Raw genomic sequence first — 18,772 nt, forward strand, 5'->3', positions numbered from 1 at the left:
CCCTCGACCCGCAAGAAATCCATGACACCCAAACCACACAAAAGAAAAGAAGGGGTCTGGGGAGGCCCCGCCTCCCCAGCCTGCTGTGTGTTTTTTACTCCGCCGCCGCCGCAGGCGCCAGCGTCACCGGCACCGGCAAACGCGCCAGCATCTCCTTGGGCACCACTTGCCAGAAGCGGCCCAACTCCCGCTCCCAATCAACCAACAGATGCTCGGCGTACTTGGACTGGGTCTCGGCCACGTGGCGCTTGATCAGGTCCTTGAGCATCTCGGCATAGTGGGGCACCTCGATGCGCTGCCAGATCACCGCGTCGGGATTGACCCGCAGCGGGAAGGTGCCGTCAGCGTCGTAGATGAAGGCCATGCCACCGGTCATGCCGGCGCCAAAGTTGGCCCCGACCGCCCCCAAGATCACGGCCACGCCGTTGGTCATGTACTCGCAGCCGTTGGAGCCGCAGCCCTCGATCACCACCGTGGCCCCGGAGTTACGCACCGCGAAGCGCTCGCCCGCCTGACCGGCGGCGAACAAGGCCCCGGAGGTGGCGCCATAGAGCACCGTGTTGCCAATGATGGTGTTCTCGTTGGTGCGCAGCGGGCTAGAGACGGCCGGACGCACGACGATGGTACCGCCCGACAGCCCCTTGCCGACGTAGTCGTTGGCATCGCCGAACACTTCGAGCTTCAGACCCTGGACCGCGAAGGCGCCCAGCGACTGACCGCACGAGCCGCGCAGCCGCACGGTGATATGGCCCGGCTCCAGGCCGTTCATGCCGTAGCGGGTCACGATGCGATGGCTCAACTTGGTCCCAATGGCGCGCTGGGTGTTGCGCACCATGTAGGTGAGCTGCATCTTTTCGCCGTCCTCGAGGGCGGGGCGGGCGTCGGCGATCATCTGGGCGTCCAGCGTCTCCGGCACCTCGTTGCGACCTTCGAGGGTACAGATGTTGAGGCCGGTCCCGGTGTCGGGCTGGACCAGGATCGGGTTGAGGTCGAGGTCGTCGAGGTGAGCGGCGCCGCGGCTCGACTGCACCAGCAAGTCGGTGCGACCCACGATCTCGTTGAGGGTGCGCACGCCCAGTTGGCCCAGGATTTCCTTCACTTCCTCGGCCATGAAGGTGAACAGGTTCACCACCTTCTCGGCCGTGCCGTTGAACTTGGCGCGCAGCTTTTCGTCCTGGGTGCACACGCCGACCGGGCAGGTGTTGGAGTGGCACTGACGCACCATGATACAGCCCATGGCGACCAGCGAGGTGGTGCCCACGCCGAACTCCTCGGCGCCCAGCATGGCAGCGATCACCACATCGCGGCCCGACTTGATGCCGCCGTCCACGCGCAAGGTGACGCGGTGACGCAGGCGGTTGAGGGTCAGGACCTGATGCACCTCGGCCAGACCGATTTCCCAGGGCAAGCCGGCATGCTTAATCGAGGTCTGCGGGCTGGCACCGGTGCCGCCGTTGTGACCCGAGATCAAGATAACGTCGGCATTGGCCTTGGCCACGCCGGCAGCAATGGTGCCGATGCCCGAGCGCGACACCAGCTTGACGCACACCTTGGCCCGGGGATTGATCTGCTTCAGGTCATAGATGAGCTGGGCCAGATCTTCAATCGAGTAGATGTCGTGGTGCGGCGGCGGGCTGATCAGGGTCACGCCGGGGGTGGCGTGGCGCAGGCGCGCAATGGCCTCGGTCACCTTGAAGCCGGGCAACTGGCCGCCCTCGCCGGGCTTGGCGCCCTGGGCCACCTTGATCTCGATCTCGCGGCACTGGTTCAGGTACTCGGCGGTCACGCCGAAACGCCCCGAGGCCACCTGCTTGATCGCCGAGTTGGCGTTGTCGCCGTTGGGATTGGGCTTGTAGCGCGCCGGATCCTCGCCGCCCTCGCCGCTGTCGGACTTGGCGCCGATGCGGTTCATGGCGATGTTCAAGGTGCCGTGCGCCTCGGGCGATAGGGCGCCCAGCGACATGGCCGGAGTGACGAAGCGCTTGCGAATCGCCGTGATGCTTTCCACCTCCTCGACCGGGGTCGGGCGGGTGGCCAGCCGGATGTCGAGCAGGTCGCGCAGATTGATCGGCGGCAGCTTGCGCAGACCGGCAGTATAAGCCTTGAAGGTCTGGTAGCTATCGCTGCCCACCGCCTTTTGCAGCAGGTGGATCAGTTCACCATCAAAGGAGTGGGCCTCGCCGCCTTGCTTGCGCACGCGGTAGAAGCCGCCAACCGGCAGCACCACATCGGTCGCGCCAAAGGCCTTGGCATGCTGCTCCAACACCTTCTTCTGGATGCCGGCCAGCCCCAGGCCCGAAATGCGGCTCGACAGCCCCGGGAAGAACTCGGCGACCAGGGCCCGCGACAGGCCGATGGCCTCGAAGTTGCGCCCACCGCGATAGCTGGAGATCACCGAGATGCCCATCTTGCTCATGATCTTGAGCAGGCCCTCGTTGACCGCCTTCTTGTAGCGGGCCATCGCCTTTTCCAGGCTCAGGCCGGGCTCGAACAGGCCGCGCCGGTGACGGTCGGCGATCGACTCCTGAGCCAGCCACGGGTTGACCGTGGTCGCGCCCACCCCGATCAGCACGGCGAAATAGTGGGTGTCAAGCACCTCGGCCGAGCGGACGTTAAGCGAGGTAAAGGTCCGCAGCTGCTCGTGGATCAGGTGGGTGTGCACCGCCCCAGCCGCCAGGATCATGGGAATGGCGCAGCGATCGGGGCCGAGCGCCGTGTCGGTCAAGATCACATGGGTGCAGCCGCCGCGCACCGCCACCTCGGCCTCGCGCTGGACGCGGGCGATGGCGTCGCGCAAGGCGCCGGGGCCGGCCTTAGGATCAAAGGTGCAATCCACCTCGGCCGCCGTGGCGCCCATGTCGGCGCGCATGGCCTCGAACTCGGCCGTGGTCAGAACCGGGCTCTCGAGCTGGAGCAGATCGCACTGGCTCTCGGCCTCGTCCAGAATGTTGCCAAGGTTGCCCAGGCGGGTCTTGAGGCTCATCACCCGCGTCTCGCGCAACGGGTCGATGGGCGGGTTGGTCACCTGGCTGAAGTTCTGGCGGAAGAAGTGGTGCAAGGCACGGTAGTGCGACGACAGCACCGCCAGCGGCGCATCATCGCCCATGGAGCCCACCGCCTCCTTGGCGTCGGCAACCATGGGGTGCAAGATCAGCTCCATGTCCTCCAGCGACTGGCCAAAGGAGAGCTGACGCCGGCGCAGGTCCTCGGCCGCCAGGGCGGCGGGCTCGGACAGGTCCTTGCTGATGCGGGTTTCAAGCTCGGTGATGCGCTTGACCCAGCGACCATAGTCCTGACGCCCGGCCAGCAGGTCCTTAAGGCCGGTGTCGTCGTAGAAGCAGCCCTCGGCCAGATCGACGGCAATGATCGCCCCAGGCCCCAGGCGACCTTTGCGCAGAATCTCGGATTCCGGCACCCGGACCATGCCGGCCTCGGAGCCGACGATCAGCAGGTTGTCGCTGGTCAGGGTATAGCGCATGGGGCGCAGGCCGTTGCGGTCCATGCCGGCGACCACCCAGCGGCCATCGGTGGCGGCGATGGCGGCCGGACCATCCCAGGGCTCCATCACGCAGTTGCAGTAGCCGATCAGGGCCTTGTGGTGATCGGGCATCAAGGCATTTTGGGTCAGGCTCTCGGGAATGAGCATGGCCTTGACCATGGGCGCCGGCCGCCCGGCCCGGCACATCAGCTCGAACACGTTGTCGAGGGCCGCCGAGTCCGAACCGCCCGGCTGCACCACCGGCTTCAGGTCTTCAATGCGCTTGCCAAACAGGGCCGAGCCCATGCGGGTCTCGTGCGCCTTCATCCAGTTGACGTTGCCGCTCAGGGTGTTGATCTCGCCGTTGTGGGCGAGCATGCGAAACGGCTGGGCCAAGCGCCAGGTCGGGAAGGTGTTGGTCGAGTAGCGCTGGTGATAGATGGCGAAGTTGGAAACGAACAGCTCGTGGAGCAGGTCGGGATAGAAGCTGGTGAGCTGCTCGGCCAGGAACATGCCCTTGTAGATGATCGAGCGGCACGACAGCGAGCACAGGTACAGCTCGGGCACGTGCTCGGCCAGGGCGCGGCGCTCGATGCGCCGGCGGATGACAAACAGGTCGCGCTCGAACTGCTCGTCGTCCACGCCCCGCGGATTGCCGATCATGATCTGCTCGATCTCGGGCCGGGTGGCGTTGGCCTTCTCGCCGATGATGGCGGTGTTCACCGGCACCTGACGCCAGCCATAGATCGTGTAGCCCTCGGAGAGGATCTCGCTCTCGACGATGGTCCGGCACACTTCCTGGGCGTTCAGGTCGGTTTTGGGCAGGAACACCATGCCAACGCCCAGCGGCCCGTCCAGGGGCTCGGCGCTGGTGCGACGGATGTGCTCCTTGAAGAAGTCCTGGGGAATCTGGATGTGAATGCCCGCGCCATCGCCGGTCTTGCCGTCGGCATCCACGGCGCCGCGGTGGAACAGGACCTTAAGGGCCTCGATGCCGGCCTCGACGACGGCGCGCCGGGGCTTGCCATCAATCGCCGCGACCAGACCAACGCCGCAGGCGTCGTGCTCAAACGCCGGGTCATAGGCGTGGGCGGCGCTCAGGCGTGCCACATCCTTCTGCCAGCGCGCGACAAAAGCCTCGCCGGACTCAGGCGCGGGAGAAACGGGGGGGGTCAGGGGCTTGTGCATGTCTCGTTTCCTCCTTCAGGAGGCCCGGGCCGAGCCGGCGACGCCGGCGGCTTTCGTTTCCAGATAACGGCGGATGCCCTCGGCGGCGTCCCGGCCATCGCGGATGGCCCAGACCACCAGCGATGCGCCGCGAACAATATCGCCGGCGGCAAAAACACCCTCGATCGAACTCATCTTGTTGGCATCCACCCCGATGGTGCCGTCGCGGCCCACCGCGAGATCGGGATCACCCAAGGTGGTGGGCATGTTCTCCGGCTCGAAGCCCAGGGCCTCGATCACCAGATCGGCCTCGACGGTGAAGCCGCTGCCCGGCAGGGGCTTGGGCGTCTGACGCCCGCTGCCATCGGCCATGCCGAGGTACATGCGCGAGGCCTGCACACCGCTGACCGTGCCCGTGCCCAGCAAAGCCTCGGGCGCCGACAGCCACTCGAAGGTCACGCCCTCGTCAATGGCATTATCGACCTCGCGCTGCGAGCCCGGCATGTTGGCGCGGTCGCGGCGATAGAGGCAGGTCACCGAGGACGCGCCCTGGCGAATGGCGGTCCGCAGGCAGTCCATGGCGGTGTCGCCGCCGCCGATGACCACGACCTTCTTGCCCTGGGCATTGAGGGTGCCCTCCTCGAAGGCCGGCACCCGGTCGCCCAGGCCCACCTTGTTGGCGGTAATCAGGTAATCCAGCGCCTTGATCACGCCCTGTAGCGTCTCGGCTCCGGCCAAGCCAAGGGCGCGGGCCTTGTACACCCCGGTGGCGATCAGCACCGCGTCATGCTTCTGGCGTAGGTCGGCCAAGGTGGCGTCGCGGCCCACCTCAAAGCCGGCCTTCAGGGTCACGCCCGAGGCCGCGAGGTGGTCGATGCGGCGCTGCACCACGTCTTTTTCCAGCTTGAAGCCGGGAATGCCGTACATCAACAAGCCACCAAAGCGGTCGTGGCGGTCATAAACCGTGACCTGATAGCCCATCTTGCGCAGTTGCCCGGCCGCGGCCAGCCCACCGGGGCCACCCCCTACGATCCCCACACTCTGGGACAGCTCGCGCACGGGACGAAGGGGCGTCACCCAGCCGTTTTCCCAGGCGGTGTCGGTGATATAGCGTTCCACCGCACCGATGGTCACCGAGCGATGGCGAGACTGCTCCAGAACGCACAAGCCCTCGCACAGACGATCTTGGGGGCAGATGCGCCCGCAGATCTCGGGCATGGAGTTGGTGGACGACGACAGGGCATAGGCCTCTTCCAGACGTCCCGCCGCGGTCAGCATCAGCCAATCGGGAATGTTGTTGGCCAGGGGGCAATGGAGGTGGCAAAAGGGAATGCCGCATTGTTCGCAGCGCGAGGCCTGATCACCGGCGGCCTCGGTCGAGAACCCGGTATAAATCTCGTCGAAGTCCCGTCGCCGGGTCTCGGCATCGCGCTTTGCGGGCGTTTTCTGGTCCAGCCGCGTAAACTGGAGCATGGGGCGGGCCATCGGACGAGTCTCCTTCGTGTCGGGCCTTGGTCGAATCGGGACCCGGGTCGGTTCAGAGCCGGGGTCGCGTCGAGGCGTCTTGATCGTGTCCAGACTTGTCCTGTCGAGGCGTGAGAGCGCCGGGAGACGACAAGCCAAAGCCCAGGTTCCGCGCAAACCGGGCAAGCGTGCCTTTGTAAGCCCGTTTCCCTTGCGCACCAAGCGAATTCGCACACATAGTTATCGGAGATGAACTAAATTTTTGACATACCTCGGTTTACGCACCTTCATTCCATTCCAAACTAGGCAGAATCAAGGCTAAGGGTCACCAATCCTGACCTATCAAGCCCCTGGGCAGGACGAAAGGCCCAATGGTATAACGTCGCCGCTTCCCTGACCTGCGAGTCTGACCCGTGACTCTCCTTCTTTTTGTGATCGCCACCCTCTTGCAGGGCTTGAGCGAGTTTCTGCCCGTGAGTGCCTCTTCCCACGTCCTGGGTCTGGCCGCGGTCGGATGGGCCCCCACCCTGGGCCCCCAAGGTGCGTTCGGCGTGGCGCTGGGCGGCCTCCTCGCTCTTGGGCTGTTCTTTCACGCCGATCTCACGATGATGGTCCGCGGCACGGCACGGCGCCTGATCAAAGGCAAGCGCAACCCAGGCGCCACGTTGGCGGGACAACTGGCCCTAGCGTCCCTGCCCGTCGCCCTGGTGGGGGCCTTGGTCGAACGTTATGCCCTGCTCGACGGGGTCATCTCCTTGGCCTTGGTCGGCTGGACTACCCTGATCGTCGGGGTCTTGCTCTGGGTCGCCGACTGGATGAACATGACCGTCAAGCGCGTCGAGCACCTGAACGGCCTGGATCTCCTGCTGGTCGGCGTCTTCCAGGCCCTGGCCCTGGTGCCGGGCGTGGGACGGGCGGCCGCCGTGATGACCGCAGCGCGCTTTGTCGGTTGCGAGCGCCGGGCTGCCTTTCGGCTGGCCTCCCTCCTCGCCCTGCCCGTACTTGTCGGCGTGGCTGGCCTGGAGGGCACCCGAGTGGTCAGCGCTGGCCTGTCGCTATGGAGTCCGGTGGTCGGGATCGCCGGCGCCCTCGGCGTGGGGAGCGGGCTGATCTGTCTCGGTGCCCTGTGGGCGTGGCTGCGCCGGCGAACCTTCGCCCCCTTTGCCCATTATCGGGTCGGGCTGGGGACGGTGTTGCTGCTGCTCGCTTACATCGCGCCGCTCTGGCCTTGGTAGAAAGGAAGGCTGGGGAAGCGCGGCCTCCCCAGACCCCTCCATTCCTGGCGTTTTTAATGCCGGGCCCGCCACAGGTCGGCGAGGTCGCGCTCCAGGGCCCGTGCCCGGCCCAACCAAGCGCGAGCGGCGCGAACATCGGCCGCCGAGTCGTGGCGGTTGAGCCGGTCAAAGGCCTCGCGTTTGTCGAAATCCGAAACAAAAATCGCAAAGGTCAGCAACCGGCCAGAGCCGGCGACCAGGAAGCCGGCCAGCCCCCGTCCATAATACACCGTGCCGGTTTTGGCCCAGACCGGTACCTGTCCGGTGGTCCCCACCGATCCGGGCGCAGGGCCCTCGTCGTCGTCGCTGTTGTGCCACGGGCGACGCGGCAGCAGCGCGGCGTAATCAAGGCCGTGGAAGGCGTGGCGCTGGGCGTAGTCCAAGATGGTGGCAATCTGCCGCGGTGTCGCCCGGCTTTCCGGGCTGAGGCCAGAGTGATTAGCAAGACGGAAGCTCGACCAGTCAACGCCGGCCAGCGACCCGGCGAACAAGCGGTTGACCACGGCAGCACTCTCGGCCAGCGGCAGGACCTGCCCCGTCAGGCGCCGGGTGGTGGCCAGACCAATCATCTCGGCCACCAGATTGTTGGACGTCTTAAGCACCTTGGCCACGACGTCGTAGAGCGGTGCGCTTTCGATGACGGCCAGAATGCGGGCCTGCGGCGGGGCGGCAGCGGGCCGGGGCGAGCCCAGGGCAATCCCCCGGCGCTGGATCATGACCCGGGCGGCGTTGGCGGTATAGGCCCCCGGATGCTTGACCGGCAACCACAAGGAGCCCGTCCCCTTCCACGACGAGGGCAACACCCAGGCTTCCCCGGCCCCGGCGAGGGAGGCCGGCACCACGCCTTGCACCCCCTCGAAGTGGGGACGCAGCCCCGGAGGCGGCGCATCGGGATCGCCGGGCCGGGCCACGCGCACGCGCTGCCCCTCGCCCACCGGGGTGCCCCCGGCCTCGATGAACCGGGGCCCGGCCTTCGGATCCCAACTGAGCAAGGCACGGTTGAAATCCAAAGACAAGGCGCCATAACCGGGATTATAGGCCAGATCGTCGGGCTGGGTGGCTTCAATGACCGGGCCAGTCGCCACCAAGGTGTCATCGTAATAAAAATTGCCCTGCACCGCCCGAATCCCGGCCCCCTCCAGCCCCCGCACGAGACGCGCCAGGGTCGGGCCATCCAAGGTCGGGTCGCCGTCCCCCACCAAATAAAGATCGCCCTTCAACACCCCGTCCACCACCGGGGCGGCACTGACAAAGCGGGTTTGCCAGCGGAAGGTGGGCCCCAGCATTTCGAGGGCCGCCACCGTGGTCGGCACCTTGGACACCGAGGCCGGCAAGAAGGGCTGATCCGGCATATGGGTTTCGATCCAGGCATTGGCCTGGGGATCGAACACGGCGAACCCCACCTGATCGGGGCGAAAGCCGTAGCGGGCAATCAGCGCATCGGCATCCAGGGGGCCCTGCTGGGCATGGGCGCGGGGCACGGTCAGACCATCGGCGGCGACCGCTGCGGCGCCGCCCGCCGCCGCCAGGGCGGCTCCCTTGGCGAGGTTTTTTTGACGCTCCCTTTCTTCCCTTTGTTCCTTGGGATGTTCTTGGGCGTGGCCCGAGCGGCGTCCTTCCCCTTGCCCGGCGCGGCGGGGGCGGCTTTGGTCGGGGCGGGCCGGGTCGGCTTGACCTCGGCCTTGCCCGGCTTCTTGGTCTGGACGGCGACCGGCTTGGACCCGGGCTTGCCTTGAGTTTCAGCCCAGACCGGCCCGCAAGAGAGCGCGAGCCCCAGCACCCCCCCCAGAATCAGGCGTCCCACGCGCCCGCCCCAGGGCTTCCCATCCCACCGCATTGCGCTTGCCTCGTTGTTGGCGTGAAGGGGGAGGAGTCTGGCACGGACCGGCCCGGCGGAAAAGGGGCGCCGTGACATGCCCCAGGAAAGGAGGGCCTGGGGAGACCCCGCCTCTTCAGCCTTCTCTTTTTCTTGCCTTCGCCCAGCAAGAGTCTCTCGCGTCGCCAAGGCGGTGAAACTTTTATGACCTACCCGGCAGGTCGTGGCGTCAGGAAGCGCGGCAGTCTATATCAGGTTCCCCTAATCGTGGACCCGGGAAGGGGGAGCTCTCTTGCGAATCACCATCGTGACCGACGCCTGGCACCCTCAACCCAATGGGGTGGTGCGCGTCAATGATACCTTGCGCCAAACCTTGGAACGGCGGGGCCATGAGGTCCAGATCGTCGAACCCTCGCTGTTTCGCACGGTGCCCTGCCCCACCTACCCCGATATTCCCCTAGCCGTGCTGCCCGGGCGGAAGGTGGCGGCCATGATTACCGAGTTTCACCCCGACGCCATCCACATCGCGACCGAAGGCCCCCTGGGCCTGGCGGCGCGTGGCCTGTGCCGGCGGCGGGGATGGCCGTTCACCACGGCCTACCACACCAAATTTCCCGAATACATCGCCCAGCGCACGCGTCTACCGCTCAAGCACCTCTACGCCCTCATGCGCTGGTTCCATGGCCCCTCGGCGGCGGTGCTGTGCCCGTCCCCCTCGGTGCAGCGCGACCTCGCAGCCCGGGGCTTCACCAACGCCCGCGCCTGGAGCCATGGCGTGGACACCGAGCTGTTCCACCCCCAGCCCAAGGACTTCCTCGACCTGCCCCGGCCGATTTACCTGTATGTGGGACGCATCACGGTCGAGAAGAACCTGCCAGCCTTCCTGGATCTCGACCTGTCCGGCAGCAAGGTGGTGGTGGGCACCGGCCCCCAGCGCGAAGCCCTGGAAAAGCGCTATCCCCAGGTCCATTTCCGCACCGCCTTCGGCGACCGGGAATTGTCGCGCTATTTCGCCAGTGGCGACGTGTTTGTCTTCCCCAGCACCACCGATACCTTTGGGCTGGTGATGCTCGAAGCCATGGCCTCGGGGGTGCCGGTGGCGGCGTTCCCGGTAACGGGGCCGCGCGATGTCATCGGCACCTCGCGCGCCGGCATCATGGATACCGACTTGCGAGCCGCCGCCTTGGCCGCGATAAAGATTGATCCAGCCCAGGCCCGCGCCCACGCCCTGACCTTTTCCTGGGACCGGGTGGCAGACGAGTTCCTGGGCTTTCTGGCCCCCCTGCCCGGCCACGCCCGCGCGCCCGAGGAGGATCAGGCCGCCTTGGAGATCTAGATCCCATGTCCCAAAGGCCCCCCTCGGAGAAGCCCCGCCGCAGCAACGCGCCGCGCCCGCTGGCCGAAACCGTGATCCAGGCCGCTCTCCCCTGGCTCGGGCGACGGGGCTTGGCCGAACAGTCGCTCCTGACCCACTGGACCGACATCCTGGGACCGGTGCTGGCGGCGCGGGTTCACCCGGTGCGCCTCACCAAGGGGGTGCTGCACGTCAAGGCCGAGAGCGGCGGCGTGGCCCTGGAACTCCAGCACCGTGCCCCCTTGGTCATCGACCGCATCAACACCTTTCTGGGACGGCCGGCGGTCGAGCGCCTCAGCGTTCGCCAAGGCCGGGGCTATGCCAAACGGGCCCCGCGCCGCCCGGCCCCGCCGCCCCTGCCCCCCGAACGCCGCGCCCAGATCGACAAGGCCCTGGAAAGCGTGGATGACCCCGCCCTGCGCGAAGCCCTGGGCCGCCTGGGCCACGCCATCGGCCGCCTTCAGGCGGGTCGGGGCGGCTGAAGCACCGAAGGAAAGGAAAGCTGGAGAGGCCAGCCTCCCCCGCTGTCACGTTCAAGCGACCATCAGCTTGATAAAGGTGGCCACCTGCAAGGTCAAAACCACGCCGAGGATCCAGCGCACCACCACGGTCTCGGTCTTCAAGGGGGCGATCTCGGCTTTCAGTTCGGCCTTAGCCTCGGCGATCTTGGTTTCCAGATCGGTTTTGACCCCGTTGATCTTGGCTTCCAGGTCAGTTTTGACCCCGTTGATCTTGGTTTCCAAACGATGTTCAACGGCGTCCAGATCCCCTCTGACCCCGTTGATCTTGCTCTCTAAACGATGTTCAACGGCGTCCAGATCTCCTCTGACCCCGGTGATCTTGGTCTCCAGCCGGTGTTCGTTTTTACATGGGGGGGGGGCAGGAAAAACAGCGCGGCGGGCGGTGAAGGGCGGAGTTTACGGCCTACTCTGCAACATCCTTTGTACCTGCTCCTCATAGTATGAAGCCATCCAATCCGCCGTTAACTGCGAGCGACAAGCTATCAACTGGGTAATGCGGGTGAAGTCGTCAGCGAGATTGCGCGTCAGAATGGGTTCATGGTGTGCAATGCGGTTTCGTAGGGCGCGGATCTTTTCAAGGTCATCATAGATATCTTTGCGAAGCTGTCTCACGGACTTTGATGCATCAAGGCCGGGCATCACCTGCAAAAGGTAGGTGTCCCACAATCGGGCATCGTGACGGCTGGTAAACATATGCTGCCAGAACACGAATTTAAGTTCAGGGATCACTTTTCCGACGGTTTGCGCGTTCCGCCGTGCCTTCAACAAATCTTGACGCGGGCTGTACCCAACACGCGGAGAAGGGAGGCTTTGTTCAAACGCCGGCGCCCATGCCCATCGAGCCCCGTATTTTGACTCAAGGACATCCGCCACCGCATTTCGTATCACAACCTCGCAGATTCCCAATGGCGCGAGGAAAACGCCTGAAATTTGAGCGTTCCAAAGGTAGAGATTCAGTGCTGACGGGTCTTCGTCCCCGTTGGTTCCCGCAGCAGCCTCATATGCGCTGATGCGGGGAGCTGACAGAGCCCCCTTCACAGCGGTGATCTGATCTTTCATTGACAGCACGGCCCGGCGATCCTATATTCCGCCTACTAGCCACGGGCTTTGTTGGCGCAAGCCTCCCCCCGAGGACAGCAGATAACTTAATGAGAAGCCCCGCCTTGTGCGGGGTTTTTCTATTATTATCATCTCGTTACGTCGATTTCGGTTCGGCCTTTTCCGCAGCCACCGCTTCGGAACCAAAGGAACCGAGGGGTCTGGGGAGGCCGCGCCTCCCCAGCCTTCCTTTTTTTACCGGGCCCCCTCCCCCCTCACGGCTGCGTCTCCATAAACCGTCGCCAGATATGCGTCGGCAAGGACCCGCCGGTGACGTTTTTCATGGGGGGTGCTGTCGTCGTTGCCGACCCAGACGCCAGCCAGGGTGGCGTTGGTGTAGCCGACGAACCAAGCATCGCGGTATTCCTGGGTTGTGCCGGTTTTGCCACGCACGACCTTGCCCGGCAGGGCGGCGCCTTTGCCGGTGCCCCAACTGACCACGGCTTCGAGCATTTTGTTCATGGCTTCGATCTGCTCGGGGGTCATGACGGGGCGGTCGCCGCTGGGCTGGCGCTGATAGAGCAAGGCGCCGTCGCGATCGGTGATGGTGACGATGCCGTAGGGGGCGACGGCTTGGCCGCCGTTGGCGAAGGGGGCGTAGGCGGTGGTGAGGTCGAGGGGGGAGATTTCAAAGACGCCGAGGGCGATGGAGGGATGGGGGGCGAGATCGCCGACCACACCCAGACGCTTGGCGACCTTGACGACGTGGCCACGCCCGGCCTGCTCGGTGATGCGCACCGAGACGGTGTTAAGCGACAGGGCGAGGGCCTCGGTCATACTGACGTTGCCGCGATAGCGCTTAGTGTAGTTGCCGGGTGACCACGTCCCMACGGTGATGGGTGTGTCTTCGAGCCGGCTTTCGGGGGCTAGGCCGGATTCGAGGCCGGCGAGGAAGACGAAGGGTTTGAACGCACTGCCGGGCTGGCGGCGGGCTTGGGCGGCGCGGTTGAAGGGGGCTTGGCCGTGGTCGCGACCGCCGACCATGGCCCGCACGGCGCCATCGAAGTTGAGGGCGACGAGGGCGGCCTGCTTGGCGTTGAGAGAACCGGCTTCGGCGTCCATGACCTCGGTCACGGCTTTTTCGGCGGCCTGCTGGGCGGCGAGATCCAAGGTAGTCTGAACGATGAGGTCGCGGTCGCGCGCGCCCGCGTAGTCGTCCACCTGCTCCAGAACCCAGTCGGCGAAATAGGTGCTGGCGGCGGCGCGGCGGATGCCGGGGATGGCRTTGGGGGCTTCGGCGGCGGCGGCTTTGGCGGCTTCGGGAGTGAGCCAGCCGGCCTCGACCATGTTCTGGAGCACCTCCAACGTGCGGGAATGGGCGCGCTCGGGACTGGCCACGGGATTGAAACGCGACGGCGCCTTGGGCAGGCCCGCGAGCAAGGCCGCCTGATAGATGCTGATATCGCGCACGCCCACCTGGAAGTAACGCCGGGCGGCGGCATCGACGCCATGGGTGCCGGCGCCGAGATAGACGCGGTTGATATAGAGGGTGAGAATTTGCTCCTTGGTGAAGGACCGCTCTAGCCAGATGGAGAGGAGAACCTCCTGGATCTTGCGGCGGAAGGTGCGCTCCTGGGTCAAGAAAAGGTTCTTGGCGACCTGTTGGGTGATGGTCGAACCGCCCTGGACGACGTGGCCGGCGCGCAGGTTGGTGATCATGGCCCGCAGGATGCCCCAGACATCGACGCCGAAGTGCTCAAGAAAGCGGCGGTCCTCGGTGGCAAGGATGGCGCGGATCAAGGCCGGGGGAGCATCGCGGGCGCGCACGGTTTCGCCGTGGAGATCGCCAAAGGCGGCGATCTCGCGGCCGTCGGCGGCGAGCAGGGTGACGGAGGGACGCCGGGTCACGCGGGCCTCGGCCTCGGGGTCGGGGAGGTCGTGGGCAAACCAGCCGACAACGCCGATACCTAGAATCAGCATCCAGGTAAAAAGCACCAGGAACAGGCGCAGGGCACGCCAGGGGAAGCCGCCGCGCCGGCGCCGGGGGGAGCGGGAAGCGGCAGGCTTGCGCGCGCGCCGGGCGGAACGAGACGGCGGCCCGGGATGCTTGGACCGGCGGCGGGTCCCCGGGGGCTCGGAGTCGTCAACACTGGAGACCGAGGGACGGGAATCGAGAGAGGCGCGCAGGTCCTGCGGGTTCCGGGGACTGCTGTCCATGACCGTCTTTCACACTGAAATCACACTGGAATGGGAGAATAGAAAACCAAAATGATACCAAAAGGTTGAAACGCTCCCAAGGAAACGGACGCTTCCCCGCGAGGCCTCGATAAAAATGAAGGAAACACAAGCAAAATCCAAGACTTGACAACACCGGAGCGCCCCTCCCTTGAAGCGCGGGCCCATTGTCTTTATCCTGGAACGAGCCATGAAACCAGGGGGCGGTCCGATGTGTCCAAAGGAAGATCCCACCATGCTCCTTCCTGAGTTTCCTCAAGCGCTCACCACCCGGCTGGAAGCCATCGCACAGAAAACGGGCAAAACCTGGGAAGAATGCCTACTCCAGGCCGTGGCAGATTTCGTCGAAGGATGGGAAGAATACCACCGGACGATTGAAACTCTCCAGGAAGAGGAGGTCCGCCCTGTCCTGAAAGCGGTCAACGAGTAGGCACATTGCCTGTTTACCGAGCGGATCTTGCGGGTATAAACGCTTGTTGACGAGGAATCGGTCAAGGCATAAGCGTGGAGAGTGCCCTGGCCCTCGCGGAGACCTTCATGCCCAGCAAACCCTTCGACGAAATGACCCGGCCGGACGGGACCATTCGCGCGCCCTACGAGGTCTATGACCGGTGGAGCGAACACATCCCAGCCGAGCTTTTGAGACAAAAACACACGCAAGCCGACCTTCTTTTCAAGCGCATTGGCATCACTTTTGCCGTTTATGGCGATACCCAGGGCGGCGAGCGCCTGATTCCTTTTGACGTTGTGCCCCGCATCATCAGTGCCCGCGAATGGGATAATCTGTCGCGCGGTGTGTGCCAGCGGGTCGTTGCCCTTAATAAATTCATTCATGATATTTACCATGATCAGGAAATTGTGCGGGCCGGCAAAGTTCCCCGCGCCCTGGTGGAGCACAATGACCAGTTCCGCGCCGAGATGATCGGCTTTGACCCACCGCACGATGTTTATGTACAGATTGCCGGCATCGACGTGGTGCGAACGGCCGAGGACGAATTCCACGTTCTGGAAGACAACCTGCGCACACCATCCGGGGTTTCCTACATGCTGGAAAACCGGGACATGATGATGCGGTTGTTTCCCGACTTGTTCGACAAATACCGCGTGGCTCCGGTCAACCACTACCCGCAAGAGCTTCTCAAGACCCTGAAGCACGCCGCGCCCGCCCACGCGCCCAACCCAACGGTGGTTCTGCTCACTCCGGGGCAGTTTAACAGCGCTTATTTTGAACACGCCTTTCTAGCTGATGAGATGGGCGTGGAACTCGTGCAAGGTCAGGATCTGTTCGTCGAGGACGACGGTTTTGTGTACATGCGCACCGTGGACGGGCCGCAGCGGGTGGACGTGATCTATCGGCGCATCGACGACGATTTCCTCGATCCCCGAGCCTTCCGCAAGGACAGCATGCTGGGCGTGCCCGGCTTGTTCGAGGCCTACAAGCGCGGCCGGGTGACGCTAGCCAATGCCATTGGCACCGGCATTGCCGACGACAAGGCGGTCTACGATTACGTGCCGGCCATGATCGAGTTTTATCTCGGCGAGAAGCCCATCTTGCGCAACGTGCCGACCTATCACCTGGACGACGCCGAAGACCAGAAATACGTCCTTGATCGTCTTTCCGAGTTGGTGGTCAAGGAAGTCCACGGCTCGGGCGGGTACGGCATGCTGGTGGGGCCCAAGGCCTCGAAAGCCGAGATCCTGGCCTACAAGGACCGGATCCTGGCCAACCCCGGCAACTTCATCGCCCAGCCGACGCTGGCGCTTTCCACCTGCCCAACCTTTGTCAGCGATGGCCTTGTGCCCCGCCACGTGGACCTGCGCCCGTATGTGTTGACCGGAGAAACGACGCAGGTGGTCCCGGGCGGCTTAACCCGAGTTGCGCTCAAGGAAGGCTCGCTGGTGGTCAACTCCTCTCAGGGGGGCGGCACCAAGGATACCTGGGTTCTGGAGGATTGATGCCATGTTGAGCCGTACCGCCGACAACCTGTATTGGATGGCGCGCTATGTGGAGCGGGCCGAGAACATGGCGCGCATCCTTGACGTCTCCCATCGCATGCACCAGCTCCCCCATAACGGCGAGGGCTCGGGGGCGCAGTGGGAGCCGGCCTTGATCATTGCCGGCCAAAAGCCTTTTTATGAGGCGCGCTTTGATGTGATCTCGGCGAGCCACGTGATCGCGTTCATGGCGCTGGATCCCGAGAATCCATCGAGTATCGTGTCGACCCTGGGGGCCGCGCGCGAAAACGCCCGGGCCGAGCGCTTTGTCCTGCCGATCGAGATCTTTGAAAGCCTCAATGCCACGTGGCTAGAGCTTCAGTCGGTGAACTATAAACGGCTGCTCGACTGGGGCTTTCGAGAATTTTTCGAGTGGGTCAAGGAACGCTGTCACCAGTTTCACGGCACCATGGTCAGCACCATGATGCAAACCGACGCCTATCACTTTACCCGCCTTGGGATTTTCATCGAACGGGCCGACAATACCGCTCGCTTGCTTGATGTGAAGTATCACGTCCTGGCCCCCGACGAGAATAAGCTCGACGAGGCGGTGGATTACTATCAGTGGGGCGCGGTGCTGCGGGCCATGTCGGCGTTCAAGGCCTACCGCATCACCTATCGCGATTCCATCAAGCCGCGTCAGGTGATCGAGCTTCTCACGCTGCGCGGCGAGTTTCCCCGCTCCTTGCACCACTGCACGGCTCAGGCCACCGCGTTGTTGGAGGCCATGGCCCCGGAGTCGGAAGGAGCGCGCTTGGCCGGCGAAATGAACGCCCGCCTGCGCTATGGCCGGGTCCAAGACATCACCCGGCGCGGCTTGCATGAGTTCCTGACCGAGTTCATTACCCGCAACGCCCTGATCAGCGACGAGGTGGCGCGGACCTTCTACCTCGATCCGGCGACCGCCTTGCTCGCCACGCCCGGCCAAAGCCAACGACAGACGGCCTAAAGGAAAGGCTGGGGAGGCTTGCCTCCCCAGACCCCGCGAAACCTTTTCCCCTTGACCCGATCGGCTGAGGGGACTTATCGTGACGACGGTTCGTGGGGATTTGAGACCGGCTTGCGCCCACGTAAAATAAACCGCTAAAAGGGTCGCGTGACGTGACGTCCCGGCCTGATAGCCGGGATTTTTTTATGTCGCGGAGACTCAATCATGACCAAAAAGACCTCGCCCCATCTGCGCCCCGAAACGCTTCTGGTGCGCGGCGGCCTAAGCCGCACCGGGTTTCACGAAACCAGCGAGGCTTTGTTCCTGAATTCCGGCTACGTCTATGACACGGCGGCCGAAGCAGAGGCGTCGTTTGACGGCACTTTGGAACGCTACGTTTATTCGCGCTTTCGCAACCCTACTTTGAGTGTGTTCGAAGAGCGGCTGGCAGCCCTGGAAGGGGCCCCCGTGGGCAAGGCGGTGGCGAGCGGCATGGCCGCCGTGACCTCGGCCTTGCTGTCCCTGGTGCGCGCCGGGGATCGGGTGGTGGTCGGTCGCGAGCTTTTTGGCTCGTGCACCTGGGTCGCTTGCGATCTGCTGCCCCGCTACGGCGTCGAGGTGGCCGTGGTGGCGGCGGACGATCTCGCTGGCTGGGAAGCGGCGTTGTCGCGCCCGACCCGCGCCGTGTTTTTCGAGACGCCCTCGAACCCCACCTTGCGCCTTGTCGATCTGCAAGCCGTGGCCGATCTGGCCCATGCCGCCGGAGCAGTGGTGATTGTGGACAATGCGGTGGCTTCGCCCATCGTGCAGCAACCACTGGCCCACGGGGCCGATGTGGTCATCCACTCGGCGACCAAGTGGATCGACGGTCAGGGCCGGTGCCTGGGCGGGGCGATCTTGTGCTCCGAGGCCTTCAACGAAGAGTATTTGGGGCCCTTCCTGCGCCATACCGGGCCCTGCCTGTCGCCCTTTAATGCCTGGGTGTTCCTTAAGGGCCTGGAGACCTTGGGCCTGCGCCTCGCCCGCCACGCCAGCACGGCCCAACGTCTGGCGGAACTGGCCGAGGCCCATCCGGCGACCGCTGCCGTCCATTATCCCGGTCTGGCCAGCCACCCGCAGCACGCCTTGGCACAAAAGCAAATGACGTCGGGCGGCGGCTTGCTGGCCCTCAACTTGGCGGGCGGCAAGGAGGCGGCCTACCGCTTCTTGAACGCCTTGCGGGTGGTGGATATCAGTAACAACCTGGGAGATGCCAAGTCCCTGGCCTGCCACCCCTGGACCACCACCCACCAGCGCCTGACCGTCGAGGAAAAAGAAACCCAGGGAATCACCGAAGGCTTGCTGCGCCTGTCGGTGGGTCTGGAAGATCCCGAGGATCTCGCCGAAGACCTGACCCGCGCCCTCGACGCCGCCGCGTCTTGAGAAACGCTTGGGGGGTGTTCGTTGGGGGAAAACGGGGCGGCAGCCCCGTTTTCCCCCAACGGAACACCCCCCCGGGGCGT

At 64.8% G+C, this 18,772-nt stretch carries 14 protein-coding genes and 1 riboswitch; of the genes, 8 read left to right on the forward strand and 6 right to left on the reverse strand.

What is annotated here, in order from left to right:
* Positions 1-94 precede the first annotated feature (94 nt).
* The gene (gene gltB / locus RSPPHO_RS02610) at positions 95-4,666 is read right to left on the reverse strand and encodes a glutamate synthase large subunit (RefSeq protein ID WP_014413733.1); all 4,572 of its coding nucleotides are present in this window, start codon (positions 4,664-4,666) and stop codon (positions 95-97) included.
* 15 nt (positions 4,667-4,681) lie between these two features.
* Positions 4,682-6,130: an NAD(P)-dependent oxidoreductase gene (locus RSPPHO_RS02615; RefSeq protein ID WP_041793861.1), complete on the reverse strand. Its 1,449-nt coding sequence runs from the start codon at positions 6,128-6,130 to the stop codon at positions 4,682-4,684.
* Between the two features lie 392 nt (positions 6,131-6,522).
* On the opposite strand from RSPPHO_RS02615, the gene RSPPHO_RS02620 reads away from it, so the two are divergent.
* Complete coding sequence (locus RSPPHO_RS02620) at positions 6,523-7,344, forward strand: undecaprenyl-diphosphate phosphatase (protein WP_014413735.1); 822 nt, start codon at positions 6,523-6,525, stop codon at positions 7,342-7,344.
* A gap of 53 nt (positions 7,345-7,397) precedes the next feature.
* Here the strand turns inward: RSPPHO_RS02620 and dacB are convergent, their stop codons facing one another.
* The gene (gene dacB, locus RSPPHO_RS02625) at positions 7,398-8,864 is read right to left on the reverse strand and encodes a D-alanyl-D-alanine carboxypeptidase/D-alanyl-D-alanine endopeptidase (RefSeq protein ID WP_014413736.1); all 1,467 of its coding nucleotides are present in this window, start codon (positions 8,862-8,864) and stop codon (positions 7,398-7,400) included.
* On the opposite strand from dacB, the gene RSPPHO_RS02630 reads away from it, so the two are divergent.
* The 3 genes from RSPPHO_RS02630 to RSPPHO_RS02640 all read left to right on the forward strand — a co-directional run bounded on the left by RSPPHO_RS02630 (position 8,850) and on the right by RSPPHO_RS02640 (position 11,035).
* Entirely contained in the window at positions 8,850-9,119 is a 270-nt protein-coding gene (locus tag RSPPHO_RS02630) for a hypothetical protein (RefSeq protein ID WP_041793863.1), read from the forward strand. The genes dacB and RSPPHO_RS02630 overlap by 15 nt on opposite strands.
* Before the next feature lie 372 nt (positions 9,120-9,491).
* Complete coding sequence (locus RSPPHO_RS02635) at positions 9,492-10,535, forward strand: glycosyltransferase family 4 protein (protein WP_014413738.1); 1,044 nt, start codon at positions 9,492-9,494, stop codon at positions 10,533-10,535.
* 5 nt (positions 10,536-10,540) lie between these two features.
* A complete protein-coding gene (locus tag RSPPHO_RS02640) occupies positions 10,541-11,035 on the forward strand; it encodes a DUF721 domain-containing protein (protein WP_014413739.1) in 495 nt (164 codons plus the stop codon).
* Between the two features lie 51 nt (positions 11,036-11,086).
* Here RSPPHO_RS02640 and RSPPHO_RS02645 read toward each other — a convergent pair whose 3' ends face one another.
* The 3 genes from RSPPHO_RS02645 to RSPPHO_RS02655 all read right to left on the reverse strand — a co-directional run bounded on the left by RSPPHO_RS02645 (position 11,087) and on the right by RSPPHO_RS02655 (position 14,329).
* The gene (locus tag RSPPHO_RS02645; RefSeq protein ID WP_014413740.1) at positions 11,087-11,296 is read right to left on the reverse strand and encodes a hypothetical protein; all 210 of its coding nucleotides are present in this window, start codon (positions 11,294-11,296) and stop codon (positions 11,087-11,089) included.
* A gap of 174 nt (positions 11,297-11,470) precedes the next feature.
* Complete coding sequence (locus RSPPHO_RS02650; protein WP_041793866.1) at positions 11,471-12,133, reverse strand: hypothetical protein; 663 nt, start codon at positions 12,131-12,133, stop codon at positions 11,471-11,473.
* Positions 12,134-12,367: 234 nt separating this feature from the next.
* Positions 12,368-14,329, reverse strand: coding sequence for a transglycosylase domain-containing protein (locus RSPPHO_RS02655; protein ID WP_014413741.1), 1,962 nt, complete (start codon positions 14,327-14,329; stop codon positions 12,368-12,370).
* A gap of 253 nt (positions 14,330-14,582) precedes the next feature.
* Between RSPPHO_RS02655 and RSPPHO_RS02660 the strand changes: the two genes are divergently transcribed.
* The 4 genes from RSPPHO_RS02660 (at position 14,583) to metZ (ending at position 18,692) form a co-directional block, all read left to right on the forward strand.
* Positions 14,583-14,777 carry a hypothetical protein gene (locus RSPPHO_RS02660; RefSeq protein ID WP_041793869.1) on the forward strand — a complete coding sequence of 65 codons (195 nt, stop codon included), beginning with the start codon at positions 14,583-14,585 and terminating at the stop codon, positions 14,775-14,777.
* A 107-nt stretch (positions 14,778-14,884) separates the two neighbouring features.
* On the forward strand, positions 14,885-16,303 hold the full coding sequence (locus RSPPHO_RS02665) for a circularly permuted type 2 ATP-grasp protein (protein WP_041796394.1): 1,419 nt from the start codon (positions 14,885-14,887) through the stop codon (positions 16,301-16,303).
* A gap of 4 nt (positions 16,304-16,307) precedes the next feature.
* Complete coding sequence (locus tag RSPPHO_RS02670) at positions 16,308-17,291, forward strand: alpha-E domain-containing protein (protein ID WP_041793871.1); 984 nt, start codon at positions 16,308-16,310, stop codon at positions 17,289-17,291.
* Between the two features lie 82 nt (positions 17,292-17,373).
* A riboswitch (SAM riboswitch) is annotated at positions 17,374-17,450 on the forward strand.
* Positions 17,451-17,495: 45 nt separating this feature from the next.
* The gene (gene metZ / locus RSPPHO_RS02675) at positions 17,496-18,692 is read left to right on the forward strand and encodes an O-succinylhomoserine sulfhydrylase (RefSeq protein WP_014413745.1); all 1,197 of its coding nucleotides are present in this window, start codon (positions 17,496-17,498) and stop codon (positions 18,690-18,692) included.
* Positions 18,693-18,772 lie beyond the last annotated feature (80 nt).

Source organism: Pararhodospirillum photometricum DSM 122, from assembly GCF_000284415.1.
GTDB lineage: Bacteria > Pseudomonadota > Alphaproteobacteria > Rhodospirillales > Rhodospirillaceae > Pararhodospirillum > Pararhodospirillum photometricum.

Bases quoted from the DNA above. Each gene is read 5' to 3' on its own strand.
- RSPPHO_RS02615 (WP_041793861.1), bottom strand. From the start codon at position 6,130: ATGGCCCGCCCCATGCTCCAGTTTACGCGGCTGGACCAGAAAACGCCC.
- RSPPHO_RS02660 (WP_041793869.1), top strand. From the start codon at position 14,583: ATGCTCCTTCCTGAGTTTCCTCAAGCGCTCACCACCCGGCTGGAAGCC.
- RSPPHO_RS02640 (WP_014413739.1), top strand. From the start codon at position 10,541: ATGTCCCAAAGGCCCCCCTCGGAGAAGCCCCGCCGCAGCAACGCGCCG.
- gltB (WP_014413733.1), bottom strand. From the start codon at position 4,666: ATGCACAAGCCCCTGACCCCCCCCGTTTCTCCCGCGCCTGAGTCCGGC.
- RSPPHO_RS02630 (WP_041793863.1), top strand. From the start codon at position 8,850: ATGGGCGCGGGGCACGGTCAGACCATCGGCGGCGACCGCTGCGGCGCC.
- RSPPHO_RS02650 (WP_041793866.1), bottom strand. From the start codon at position 12,133: ATGAAAGATCAGATCACCGCTGTGAAGGGGGCTCTGTCAGCTCCCCGC.
- metZ (WP_014413745.1), top strand. From the start codon at position 17,496: ATGACCAAAAAGACCTCGCCCCATCTGCGCCCCGAAACGCTTCTGGTG.
- RSPPHO_RS02665 (WP_041796394.1), top strand. From the start codon at position 14,885: ATGCCCAGCAAACCCTTCGACGAAATGACCCGGCCGGACGGGACCATT.
- RSPPHO_RS02670 (WP_041793871.1), top strand. From the start codon at position 16,308: ATGTTGAGCCGTACCGCCGACAACCTGTATTGGATGGCGCGCTATGTG.